The 12,806-nt window shown below is 41.0% G+C and carries 9 protein-coding genes; 6 read left to right on the top strand and 3 right to left on the bottom strand.

Going from position 1 to position 12,806, the window contains the following annotated elements; genetic code table 11:
• Positions 1-310, top strand: a 310-nt coding sequence (locus IE080_RS19605) for a hypothetical protein (RefSeq protein ID WP_229800744.1), incomplete at its 5' end; no start/stop codon positions are given.
• Positions 311-955: 645 nt separating this feature from the next.
• Here IE080_RS19605 and IE080_RS18965 read toward each other — a convergent pair.
• From IE080_RS18965 to IE080_RS18955, 3 genes are all read right to left on the bottom strand, one after another.
• On the bottom strand, positions 956-1,423 hold the full coding sequence (locus IE080_RS18965; protein ID WP_189586634.1) for a hypothetical protein: 468 nt from the start codon (positions 1,421-1,423) through the stop codon (positions 956-958).
• A gap of 67 nt (positions 1,424-1,490) precedes the next feature.
• Positions 1,491-5,810: a carbohydrate binding domain-containing protein gene (locus tag IE080_RS18960; RefSeq protein ID WP_189586631.1), complete on the bottom strand. Its 4,320-nt coding sequence runs from the start codon at positions 5,808-5,810 to the stop codon at positions 1,491-1,493.
• A gap of 376 nt (positions 5,811-6,186) precedes the next feature.
• Positions 6,187-7,233: a proline iminopeptidase-family hydrolase gene (locus tag IE080_RS18955; RefSeq protein WP_189586628.1), complete on the bottom strand. Its 1,047-nt coding sequence runs from the start codon at positions 7,231-7,233 to the stop codon at positions 6,187-6,189.
• 275 nt (positions 7,234-7,508) lie between these two features.
• On the opposite strand from IE080_RS18955, the gene IE080_RS18950 reads away from it, so the two are divergent.
• The 5 genes from IE080_RS18950 to IE080_RS18930 all read left to right on the top strand — a co-directional run bounded on the left by IE080_RS18950 (position 7,509) and on the right by IE080_RS18930 (position 12,751).
• A complete protein-coding gene (locus tag IE080_RS18950) occupies positions 7,509-8,123 on the top strand; it encodes a DUF4230 domain-containing protein (protein WP_189586625.1) in 615 nt (204 codons plus the stop codon).
• 6 nt (positions 8,124-8,129) lie between these two features.
• Positions 8,130-8,666, top strand: a complete 537-nt coding sequence (locus IE080_RS18945) for a helix-turn-helix domain-containing protein (protein WP_189586622.1) — start codon at positions 8,130-8,132, stop codon at positions 8,664-8,666.
• A gap of 296 nt (positions 8,667-8,962) precedes the next feature.
• Positions 8,963-10,273, top strand: coding sequence for a 30S ribosomal protein S12 methylthiotransferase RimO (gene rimO, locus IE080_RS18940; protein WP_189586619.1), 1,311 nt, complete (start codon positions 8,963-8,965; stop codon positions 10,271-10,273).
• A gap of 139 nt (positions 10,274-10,412) precedes the next feature.
• Positions 10,413-11,810 carry a toxin-antitoxin system YwqK family antitoxin gene (locus tag IE080_RS18935; RefSeq protein WP_189586616.1) on the top strand — a complete coding sequence of 466 codons (1,398 nt, stop codon included), beginning with the start codon at positions 10,413-10,415 and terminating at the stop codon, positions 11,808-11,810.
• Between the two features lie 65 nt (positions 11,811-11,875).
• Positions 11,876-12,751, top strand: a complete 876-nt coding sequence (locus IE080_RS18930; protein WP_189586614.1) for a glycerophosphodiester phosphodiesterase — start codon at positions 11,876-11,878, stop codon at positions 12,749-12,751.
• Positions 12,752-12,806: the final 55 nt, after the last annotated feature.

Raw genomic sequence — 12,806 nt, 5'->3', positions numbered from 1 at the left:
AGAAGTTAAGCCCTGCAGCGCCGATGGTACTGGGGTTACACCCGGGAGAGTAGGTCGCCGCCACATTATTAAAAAGCCAGCAGAAATGCTGGCTTTTGTGTTTTTCATCCAATACGAAAAGGGTTACACCCGGGAGAGGAGAGCCTGTCCCGAGTATCGGGATCGCCGCCACATTATTAAAAAGCCAGCAGAAATGCTGGCTTTTGTGTTTTTATGCTACACCGAGAGATTGTTGGGGATAGATAGTGAAATATGCTTGCGCGATATAAGTGGATATAAGCCTAAAGGCGATATAAAGGGGCGTAAATGAAAAGGAGATTGTTCCATAGAACTTATTTTGCGGTCGTTGCGATCTATCGTTGCGCTCGTAACGTAAAACTTTCCGCGGCTTAGCGTATTTGCGAGACACCCATAGCTTCAGGATACTGAGATTAGAAAATGTCCAATGATGAACGCCTAATTATGAATGATGAAGAAGTTGTCTCCCTTTCACCCTTCCTCTAAATCAACCTATCACTCAATCAACTTTACAAATGTTCATACGAATTAAATTATTCTATGATTTCCGGGGATAAAGTGGGGGGTAGATAAGGCTATTTCCTTCAAACCAATTATTCTGTGCTAATCTACAAAATCTGTGGACAGCCTATTTTGTGGTCTTGGCGGTCAGCCGTTGCGGACATTTCCTGAACTCGTTACAAGTTTCTCACTTTTTAAAGAACCTTGAATTTTTAAGCCTATGGTCTATTGGTTTGGTCGTTAATAAGTATTTATAGCCTGGCAGGTTTAACTGAAAAATCAATTATTAGTATTTTGATTCAAAATTCGTTTGAGAATATTTAATATAAAAAAAATAAAGAATTTATTGAATTAGATAGAAAGTTTGAACATAATAAAAAAGCTGTCCTAGCTATAAAACTAAAACAGCTTTTAATAAAAATCATTTCAAATGGTTTTATCTTTCAAAAACCATCACATGTGTACCTGCGAGTGAACTTGTTCTTCCTGTGACAAAAGAGTTTTCATCTACATCCATACTCAATCGCATAAGGTTCGCATTGATTGTTTGAATATTAACCACTATACCATCGTTTCTAGTAAAGGCTGTCGCAGTTTCATTGGTGAAAGTCCATCCACCGGATGCAGGCCAAATGCCCCGACCGTTTGTAGTGGTAAACGTATTTCCAGTAAAGGTAATTGTTAAGCCTGCATAGGCACTTGTACGGTTTAATCCGTCTACAGTAACGCCAGTCAAGGTCCAAGGTGAACTAGTCAATAGAGAAGACACCCGGTCTTGAGGTGCAGGCTCCTGGGGTACAGGATCATCGTCCCCACAAGCGACGAATAAAAGGGGTAGGATCATAACTAGCATCAAATGCTTCAGTCTACTACCGAGTTTAGAAATATGTTGAGAATTGTTCATGATATTCACTTTAAAAGGTTAAAAGAAGCTCCTCCAAACTTGTTGGCAGGAGGAGCTTAAAGGTTTATTATTTTTTCAATACTTTAACAGCGTAGCTTCTATTCCCTTCTTGAATTCTCACTACATACATACCAGGTGCTAAATTTGCAACATTTGCTCTGATTCCATCATTGGATTGCTCAAATACAATGTTGTTTACTCTACCGGTCATATCAACCATTTCTACAGAACTTACGCTTTCACTTATTCCTCTAATCTGCAAGTAGGTTTCTACTGGGTTAGGGAATACGGAAATCTCACGTGGTCTCTGTATTCTGTTGCTATTGACAATCAAGTTGATTGCTTCTGATGCTTCGCTCACGCAGTCATCCACTCGTACAGATACTGTGTATGAGCCTTGGTTAGTAACCGTAAAGGTTTGTCCAGTTGCTCCTTCAATAGCTATTCCATTTCTGAACCATTGATTTCCAGTACTTGCATTGGATGTTAAGACTGTATTTCCAGTTCCCTCACCACTCAAGGTGATCGTTGGTCTCAATGGGTTGATACAGAAAGTTCTAGTAACTGGAGGCGCAGGACGGAACTCATTATTGCCCTCTTGAGTAGCTACGATGGTTGCTCTACCAGGAGCAAGGAGTGTTACCATATTACCTTCAATGCTGATATTCTCTGATTCAGCGGTAAAGCTTACAGCTAAACCTGAACTCGCTGTTGCTTCCAATTCAATTGGATCTGCACCTGCCAATTGTGCAGGGATGTCAACGAACGTAATGGTCTGACCTCGAAGTTCGAATACTTCCTTCACCATCGACACATTATCAATAAAGACAGGGTCATTGCTCAAGCCCATTTCGAAACCAAGCTTCATGGCATCATAAGTAGCTCCTACCTCGAATGAAACTTCGAATGTCTGCATTTCAGTGCCTAAGGTAACATCAGTAACTTCTATAGATCTGAATCCGCCACCATCTTCACCGAAGTACATGCGCAATTGTCTGTTTTCAACGGTTGATCGTGCTTGGAAACTCACGTTGTATGTTTCCCCGACCTCGAGCAAAGCAATTTGTTCAGGTGTGAAAATTTGATTGAGTTGAACATGCCATATTTCACCTCCAGCTCCAGTGATGTCTGTAATAGCAGCTTCACCATTGGTTACTGCTACATTAGCACTTACTCCAGCAAAATCAGCGATGAATGGAGTCCACGAATTTAATCCATCAGCGAAGTCACCGTTGATGACAAGACTAGTTGGTGTTTCTGGCTCAGTGGTTTCGCCCTCTTCTTTCACCATAGACACATTGCCGATGAATACAGGGTCATTACTCAAGCCCATTTCAAAACCAAGCTTCATAGCATCATAAATAGCTCCTACCTCAAAAGTAACTTCGAAGGTTTGCATTTCAGTCCCCAAGGTAACATCGGTAACTTCTATAGATCTGAATCCGCCACCATCTTCACCGAAGTACATGCGCAATTGTCTGTTTTCAACGGTTGATCGCGCTTGGAAACTCACGTTGTATGTTTCTCCGATCTCGAGCAAAGCAATTTGTTCAGGTGTGAAAATTTGATTGAGTTGAACATGCCATATTTCGCCTCCAGCTCCAGTGATGCCTGTAATAGCAGCTTCACCATTAGTTACTGCTACGTTAGCACTTACTCCAGCAAAATCAGCGATGAATGGAGTCCACGAATTTAATCCATCAGCGAAGTCTCCGTTGATGACAAGATTTGTTTGCTCACCTGGCTCCTGTGGCTCTTCCTGATCTTGACCTTGACCAAAAGCTAGGTCATCCCAGAAATAGGTTCTTGCTTCCCCAACGTCTGCACCTGATCTGCCAAAATCAAAGAAGATTGTTGCCTTATTATAACTTCTTGCAAAGTTGATAGCTTCTGTACCAGCTGCTTGATTTGCAAAGTTAAAAGTTATCGTCTGCCAGCCAGAAGCTTCGGTTACCGTGGCTTCTGTCTCAACGCTGATGGTAGGATCATTAGAAGCTTCTACTTTAAGGCGAACTTGAATACCGGCAACAGGAGACCATACTCTGACATTCATAAATGTCGCACCTGCTGCGAATGGAATAGGGCTAGCAAATCCAGCAGTTCCTCCGATAGTAGTGCCTGCAAAAAGCGCGGCAGTCTCACTTTTCGTCGTCTGTGCCACTCTATTTGCCGGATTTGTAGGATCAACAACTATCTCAGATGAAGTTCCTTCAAAGTCAGTTAATTCGTAGTCAATGTCCTCATCTTCGAATGTGACAGGTAATGTAAGTACTCCAACTCCAGGTCCTTCACCTTGTACTTGAGCTACATTATCCAAGAACCAAGTGAAGTTACCTGAACCGTCGCCAACAGTTCCCAAATCAAATATGAAAACAATCCGATCATAAGGGAATGCTCTATTGGCTCCGCTCATGTTGATGCTCACATCTGTCCATTCATTAGATGCAGGTATAGTGACATTTTGTTCAAAATTTTGACCTGGATCAGCACTATTTTCAAACTTAAATAGCATAGTCGTATTTTCCCTTGGAGCCCATACCTGTGCAGTGAACTCAGTCCCTTGTGACAGATCGATTGGCCCAGCTAGGTCTATAAATGCACCACCCCAAGGTTGTCCTGGATTTTTAACCATTCTTGCTACTTTGGCGCTACTGTTTCCATTTGTGTCAGGATTATCAATGACTGTTAGTACTCCTCCATCGAAATTTGTAATTACAGCTTCCCAATTGATGTCCTCCTCAAAGGTCAACGGTAATGTAGGACGATCTGCGGGCGCAACAACTTCCTCTTCCACCTGTCTGATGTTATCTACAAACCAAGTGAAGTTCTCAGAACCATCTCCGACAGTGCCCAAATCAAATATCAATACAATATTTCTAAAGGTAAATGCTCGATTAGCTCCAGACATATCGAAACTGATATCCACCCACTCATTGGCTACAGGAATTTCTACATTTTGCTCAAACTCCTGAGCAGGGTTTAATGGATTTTCGAACTTCAAAAGCATACGAGAACCTGCTCTAGGAGCCCATACAGAAGCTCTGAACTCAGTACCTCGACTTAAGTCGATTGTTTGATCAAGACGGATAACTGAACCTCCAAATACCTCGCCTGCATTTTTAACCATGCGGCCAACACGCGCACTTTCATTTCCTTCTGTATCTGGATTGTCAATGACAGTTAATTCACCTCCAGCAAAATTTTCGATGATCGCAGACCAGTCAATATCATTTTCAAATGTGATAGGTAGTAAGATCAAGCCACTGTCTTCTCCAACTTCTCCACCGAATTCCATATCATCCCAAAAATAAGTTCTTGCAGCACCAACTGACTCCCCTGATGTTCCAAAATCAAAGAAGATGGAAGCCATATTGTAGGAGTTTGCAAAATTGATTGCAGCAGTGCCAAAAGCCTCATTGGAAAAATCAAATACCAATGTCTGCCAAGTTTCTGCTTGGGTAACTCTCGCTTCTGTTTCTACACTGATTGTGTTATCTCTAGAATCTTCAACTTTTAAACGTACTGGAATCCCAGATACTGGAGACCATACCCGCACACTCATGGTTGTTGCTCCAGGAGCAAATGGAATCGGACTGGAAAAGCCAGCAGGTCCACCTACCGTCGTGCCAGCGAAGTCGGCGGCATCAGCAGATTTGATCGTTTGGACGACGTTATTTATTGGATCTGTTGGGTCTGTAACTATTTCAGAAACAGCACCACCAAAGTCCGCTAATACATAATCAATATCTTCATCATCAAATGTAACTGGTAGGGATAATCCACCTCCTGTCTCTGGTTCTGTAGGCTCATCACTAGCTTCCGTTTTCACTAATGACACGTTGTCAATAAAAACAGGGTCATTACTCAAGCCCATTTCGAAACCAAGTTTCATTGCTTCAAAAGTTGCTCCCACCGTAAATGTTGCTTCAAAAGTCTGCATTTCAGTCCCTAGGGTAACATCGGTGACATTGATGGATTGAAATCCACCTCCATTTTCACCAAAATACATTCGCAATTGTCTACCAGCTGTAGTTGAACGTGCTTGGAAACTCACTTTGTAGGTTTGACCTACTTCAAGCGCCCCAATTTGTGTGGGTGTTAATTCTTGATTAAGCTGTACAAACCATACCTCACCACCAGCTCCGGCGATGTTGGTAATTGCTGCTTCTCCATTGCTTACTGCTACGGAGGCACTGACACCTGCAAAATCAGCAATAAATGAAGTCCAGGAAGTTAATTCGTTTGAAAAGTCGCCATTGATTACAAGATTTGGCTGCTCTTCCAAGCTCGTTCGTTCCAGAGCTTTCGGTGGTATTTCTAACGACCAAGCATGTATGCTTAGTAAGGTCATTAAAAAAGTTGTGAGAAAAAGGGTAAAATTTTTCATAGGCACTATGAATGATTATTTTGGTATAAATTATTGTCAAATCGCAATTTGCGATTGTTAAAAGTACCTTAAATAATTCTGGGTGATTGTGTTGGACCGTACTACAAATGTTCATCAAGCCAAAAAAAATACTACATCAATAATACATCAAAGCTTGCTTTGATTGCTTATTTACTGCTATCATGTCATTTGAATGAATAATTTCGCACACTACAGATTTTTTCATGCACTATCTCTTCCAAGGATATCCGGATATATCTTGGCCGATCCAAATGAAGTGTTATAATCGAAAGAAAGTCAATAATAGGTTGCTTAAGTGCTTCAAATAGCTGTTGAATGAAATAAAAATAACTTTTGTGCGAGTTCTTGATTGTCCTTAAATACGACCTTGATCCACATCTTTAATGAACTTGATTAAGCCTTTGAAAAACACTTGCTGATCATCATACTGACTGAGATGGCTACCGTCAGGGCAAAACAGATATCGTCCTTTTTGAACCTCTCCTGCCATCCATTCCATATGGGCTGGATCCATGGTGTCATGGCCTGCGCCAATGACAAGTGTTGGTACTGAGATGCTCTTTAAATCTTCCCTTCTGTCCCAACCCTTTAGGCTTGCACCTGCGGTAATCCCAAACTCAGAATGCCCTTGCATAAACACATATACATTTGGATTCACGTGTTTGAGCGATCGCATCACAGCTTCAGGCCATTCAGCTAAGGGCATGCGCAATACATGGTATTGGTAATGATGCTCCAAAAGTAATTCCTCATAGCGCGGGTTATCAAAATCTTCTTTTTCCTCAATTTCCATGATTTCAGCGAATACCTCAGCAGGCATTTGAGGGCCTAATACTTCCTTGGCATACTTCTCATACGCATCTAAACTTGCCATCATATTGGAAATTACCAAACCTTTAAGCTTGTCCTGATGCTTCAGAGCATATTCCATAGCTAAGATCCCTCCCCAGGATTGTCCAAATAGATAAAAGTTGTCTGCATCCATATCCAAGGCTATCCGTACCTGCTCCACTTCATCGACAAATCGCTCAATCGTCCACAAGGATTGATCTTCGGGTTGATCAGAGTAATAGGATCCGAGCTGATCGTAATAGATGTACTCAATTCCTTCCGCAGGGAAAAAACCATCGAAGCAAGAATACAATTCATGTGTCATACCAGGCCCACCATGCAGTAAGAGTACTTTCATTTTCGGATTATTTCCTACACGCTTGGTCCATACGTTGAATTCCCCGGAGGGTGTCTGAATAGGAATCATCCGTATACCTCCCTCAAATTGATCTGCTCGATCTGAAAAGTCAAGATATGCTCGGAAAGAGTCTGTTTGCTTGTCTTTGATAGATGAAGTGCATGCCACAAGACTTCCAAGAATAAGCGTGAGGATGAAAAGTAAGTTTCGCATAGAAATTGTTTCGTTGATGGTTGTCTAAATTTAAAAATATTTGGTAAGCTTACAAAATTTAAAAACAAATAGGGTTTTCCAGTTTCTGGGATTTTCAAAAAAAGCATTTATAAATCCTTCATCTGTCGTCAGCTGCTGAAGCAAATTGGTTGATTTATATCCAGCAAAGGTTTTTTGCCGTATCTTTCAGTATCCTTTGGTATAAATGAATGGAGAAGACAACATTCCGCACAACTGGCATTGGTTTACCAAATTGAACTTACAACAAACTACGAATGAAACGATTTATTTTCGGTTTTGGCTTGGCAGCAGTCTTGTTTGTCATGTTATGGCTGCTACTCGATAAAAAAGAAAGTAAAGAACAGATTCAGGAAAGCTCTGCCTTGATACAACAGCAAATAGAACAGGTAGGGAAACTCATTGTTACGGAGGGTTATTTTTCTCAGGTGTTTACTTTCAAAAACTCCCAAAACTTATTCCTCAATATGCTGAAATCAGATAAAAAAGCCTTGGTGGTTGCCAATGCAAAAGTTACTGTGGAGTATGATTTGAGGAAATTGCAAACGGAATTGGATATGGACAATCGAATCGTGATTATCAAAAGTATCCCCGAGCCAGTAGTCAACATCTATCCTGATATCGAATATTACGACGTCAGCCAGGATTACTTCAATAAATTTGGAGCGGCTGATTACAATAAGATCAAAAACACAGTAAATACCCGCATTCGGGAGAAAGTAAACCAATCCAATTTGTTGGACAATAGTCATGAACGCTTGATGGCAGAACTGGTCAATATTTTTATTCTTACCAAATCTCTCGGATGGACCTTGCAATACAATGAAGTCATTATTGAATCTGAGGAGGAGTTGAAGAATTTAAGAAGATAGCTGTACATGGAGCAAGTCAAGATAAAAAATATGGTTTGTCCACGCTGTGTGATGGCAGTTGAGGATATTGCGCAGGATATGCAGCTAGCAGTTCAAGAAGTTACCTTAGGCAGTTTAGTCTTGAGAAAAAGCCTGACAGCAGAAGAAGCCATCGATTTGGAAAAGCGCTTGCAAGCCATAGGTTTTGAAGTCCTTAAAAACAAAGATGCCGTGACCATTGAACAGGTGAAAAACTTTTTGACTTCCTTAGTTCAAGAAGGAGCTATCCCCGAAGGATTCAATTTGATGGAGGCTATTCAACACCATCAATCGGAGGATTACAGTAAGCTGAGTAATTTTTTCAGTAGCATGGAAGGACAGACCATTGAACGCTATTTTATCCAACTCAAAATCAATAAGGTCAAAGAATGGCTTTTTTATGGAGAGTATCAGTTAAGTGAGATGGCCTGGAAATTGGGTTATAGCTCTGTGCAACACTTGTCCTCACAGTTTAAAAAGGTGACAGGCATGACTCCCACAGCTTTTAAAAAGATTTCATCCTAAGCAAAATACAAACCCCTATAAAACAGCAAAGCGTCGATTCCCATCGACGCCTAAAAATCTGCAAGGTTTTCTAAAAATGTTCGTTTGCTGTACGTTCCCAAAAGTACTGCGGCAGCATTGCTTGAAAGCAACCAAATCATTAAGGATATTTTAAGGTTAAGGCCAGTTCATTCTGCTTTGGTAATAATCCGGTAATGTTTCTTTCCAGCAGAAGAGTTAGATGCAGCGCCTTTTCCCTCTTCTCCCTAGTATAAATCTCTATGAAATAGCTACCTTTGCGCCAAAGTAGGAAAGTAGTGAAAGCAAGAACGCTCAAAAAAGATAAGGTAAACATCATTACCATGGGTTGCTCCAAGAATCTTGTGGATTCAGAGGTTTTGTTGACCCAACTCAAAGGCAACGGCATTGATGCTAATCATGAGTCCAATAGCACGGACAATAATATCATCATTATCAATACCTGTGGCTTTATCGATAATGCCAAGCAGGAATCCATTGACACCATCTTACAATATGTAGATGCCAAAGAAAGAGGAATTGTCGACAAAGTATATGTGACAGGTTGTCTTTCCCAACGCTACAAGGATGATTTGGAAAAAGAAATCCCGCAAGTTGACGCCTATTTTGGTACCCGGGATTTACCGGCTTTATTGAAAAAATTTAAGGCAGACTATAAGCATGAACTCGTAGGCGAGCGTTTGTTGACACACAATGCACATTATGCTTACATGAAGATTTCGGAAGGTTGTGACCGTCCTTGTTCATTTTGTGCCATTCCTTTGATGAGAGGCGGGCATGTATCACGCTCTATTGAAGATTTGGTCAAAGAGGCTGAGCATAAAGCAGCGAATGGTACCAAAGAGTTGTTATTGATTGCCCAAGATTCCACCTACTACGGTTTGGATTTGTATAAAAAAAGAAGGTTGGCGGATTTGATGCGAGCCCTGTCTGATGTGAATGGGATTGAGTGGGTTCGTCTGCATTATGCTTTTCCCACAGGCTTCCCAATGGATGTAATTGAGGTGATGAAGGAGCGATCCAATATCTGTAATTACTTGGATATTCCGTTGCAACATGGTTCTACAGATGTACTGAAAGCCATGAGAAGAGGTACTACTAGGGAAAAACAAGAAGAACTGATTCACAGCATCCGAGATTTGATTCCTGAAATAGCTATCAGGACAACACTTATCACGGGTCACCCTGGAGAAGGAGAGAAAGAATTTGAAGAGATGGTGGATTTTGTGGAGCGTATGAAGTTTGAGCGTTTGGGCGTATTTACCTATTCGCATGAAGAAAATACACATGCGCATACCATGGAAGACAGCACACCAGAAGAGGTGAAACAAGAGCGCGCCAACCATCTGATGGAAATCCAAGAGCAAATCAGCTATGAGTTGAATCAGGAAAAAATCGGAAAAACGTTCAAGGTATTGATTGATAAGAAGGAGAATGGCTATTTCGTAGGGAGAACAGAGTATGATTCCGTGGAGGTAGACAATGAAGTCTTGATTGATGCAAGTAAGCATTATTGCCGTATTGGAGATTTTGTGGAGGCTACAGTGACGGATGCAACAGAGTTTGACTTGTATGCGGATGTGAAATAATTTTAGGAGATTTCTCAACGATTCTCAACAATCGGTCGAAAGGATGTTGAATTCAACCAAAGAATAACCCAGAGAAAAATTGCTTCTCTGGGTTTTTTTAAACCTATATTTGTATAGACTCGTTTAAAATATCATGAATATGGCCTCCGTTAAAATTTTATTCGCTGTTTTACTGCTTTGCTTCTATGGGATGCCTGAGCTATCAGCCCAAGAACAAGAAATTGTTACTGTTTACAATGGTTCAACTGCGTATGTAGGGCAAGGAGTGTTGATCAATGGTCGTCGACATGGAGAATGGAAGATTTTCAGCCGAAAGCCCCAAAAACCATCTGCAGTGCCCTATGTTTCGCAATCCTCCAATCAACGTGTTTCAGATAAGCAATTGAAAAAACATTTCAATATGAATCAACCGCATCAGGTTATTCATTACAGACATGGGATTTTGAACGGTGAGTTTGAGGAGTTTTATCCATCTGGGGCAATTAAATTCAGAGTCAATTTAGTTTCAGGTAAGCTAGATGGTGATTATGAAGCATTTTATGAGGATGGGAGTCAACAAGTGAAAGGATTTTTTCGTCAGGATAAGCCCCATCAGGAATGGCACCGGTTTTTTGCCAATGGTGTACAGGAGTCTTTAGAATTTTACTACAATGGCTTGAGAGTAGGAGATTGGAAATGGTTTCATGAAAATGGAGAGCTCAGAGAAACCATTGCTTTTATACAGGACGCAAAGCAGGGTGCCTATCAATCATTTTTCCGCAATGGGCAACTACAAGAACAAGGAACTTTTGATAAAAATGAGAAAGTTGGTGTTTGGCAAACGTATTTTGACAATGGGCAGCTAGCTTCTCAGGAAAGTTTTTCCTTCGGTATGCCCGATGGGAAATGGGAATATTATACCATCGATGGCAAGCTTCTGGCTGGAGGTACTTACAGTTTGGGTAAAAAGCTCGGAACTTGGACAGAAGAGACAGGCCTTGATGATGAATTACTACGCACAGGATTTTATTTGGAAGATGTCAAATCAGGCACTTGGAAAGTAGTCAACCGTCAAGGGCATGTTTTTCAGGAAGAAGTGTACGATGAAGGAAAACTTTTGTCGGTGAGTAACTTTAAGGACACCAGCAGCCAAGTAAAAGATGCAGGAACCTTAGCGAATGGAGATGGGGAGCGTATTTTTTATGATGCTGAAGGTAGAGTTATCCAAAAAGGTGGATTTGTAAAAGGGATTCCTCATGGTGTTTGGTTGTATTTTGAAGGAGAAAGCAGCAATTTAAAAAAACTTGGAGGCTACTTGGAAGGAAATGCACATGGAGAATGGCTAACCTACAATGCTGAGGGAAAAGTGGTGGATAGAGAGTATTTTGAATATGGTGAACAACTCAAAGAAGATGTGCTGAGAGATGATGGTAATGTCAGTTCAGTTCCACTTTTGAGACAAAGTCCGACCTTAGACTCCAATACGGCAATGCACCATCAGGGAACAAGCAATCATTTTCGCAATATGTTTTACAGTTCCCGTTATGCAGGTCACTAAAAGTTAACAATTTCCTAACTACTATGAGGAAAGGAAAGTCTATTTTGCGGGAAATTTAAACGGTCATGATTAAGCAACTCAGCATCTACTTCTTTTCAGTTTTATTGGTAACACAAGTGCAGGCACAATTTTCTTACGATCTTCAAGGGCATCGGGGCAGCCGTGGCATCATGCCAGAAAACACGATACCCGCTATGATCAAAGCCTTGGATTTGGGTTCTACCACCTTGGAACTAGATTTAGCCATTACCAAAGATGGATTTGTAATTCTTTCCCACGAGCCTTACATGAATCCAGTGATTTGCTTAGACCCTAAGGGAAATGAAATCCCTATGGAAAATAAGTCTCATAATATTTACCAACTGACGTATCAGGAGATTTTGGCATACGATTGTGGGTCCAAGTTTCATGCAGGATTTCCGGAGCAGGTGAAGTTCTTTGCTACCAAACCTAAGTTGGAAGATTTGTTTGTGGTAATTGAAAAATATGTCCATGACAATGGGCTTCCGCAACCTTTTTACAACATTGAAATAAAATCGTCACCGGAGGGTGATGGCGTTTATCATCCTGCAGTGCCAGAGTTTTCGGACAAGGTGGTTCAGCTGATTGAACAGCATGTGGGCTGGGATAGAGTCAATATCCAATCCTTTGATTTTCGGGTTTTGAAGTACATCCGGGCGACTTACCCTCAAGTTCCTTTGGCCATGTTGATTACCAATGCGGGGAATTATGAGGCCTATTTGAATGAATTAGGCTTTCAACCGGAGATTTACTCTCCCTATTTTACAGGCTTGACGGCTACGATTGTCCAATCTCTGCAAGCAAAAGGCATGAAAGTAATCCCTTGGACTGTCAATACAACAGAGCAAATGAAGGCATTGCTGGAAATGGGGGTAGATGGGATTATTACAGATTATCCGAATTTGGCGCCAAAGTTTTGAAGATAGTTTTTTGTCATTTTCTTGAATTTTATTTGGATTCCATTTTTTTTTTTTT

It is taken from the genome of Mongoliitalea lutea (assembly GCF_014652135.1).
GTDB lineage: Bacteria > Bacteroidota > Bacteroidia > Cytophagales > Cyclobacteriaceae > Mongoliitalea > Mongoliitalea lutea.
Note: the sequence above shows the minus strand (reverse complement) of the source record. Positions and strands in the feature narration are given on the sequence as shown.

Bases quoted from the DNA above. Each gene is read 5' to 3' on its own strand.
- IE080_RS18965 (WP_189586634.1), bottom strand. From the start codon at position 1,423: ATGAACAATTCTCAACATATTTCTAAACTCGGTAGTAGACTGAAGCAT.
- IE080_RS18960 (WP_189586631.1), bottom strand. From the start codon at position 5,810: ATGAAAAATTTTACCCTTTTTCTCACAACTTTTTTAATGACCTTACTA.
- IE080_RS18955 (WP_189586628.1), bottom strand. From the start codon at position 7,233: ATGCGAAACTTACTTTTCATCCTCACGCTTATTCTTGGAAGTCTTGTG.
- IE080_RS18950 (WP_189586625.1), top strand. From the start codon at position 7,509: ATGAAACGATTTATTTTCGGTTTTGGCTTGGCAGCAGTCTTGTTTGTC.
- IE080_RS18945 (WP_189586622.1), top strand. From the start codon at position 8,130: ATGGAGCAAGTCAAGATAAAAAATATGGTTTGTCCACGCTGTGTGATG.
- IE080_RS18935 (WP_189586616.1), top strand. From the start codon at position 10,413: ATGGCCTCCGTTAAAATTTTATTCGCTGTTTTACTGCTTTGCTTCTAT.
- IE080_RS18930 (WP_189586614.1), top strand. From the start codon at position 11,876: ATGATTAAGCAACTCAGCATCTACTTCTTTTCAGTTTTATTGGTAACA.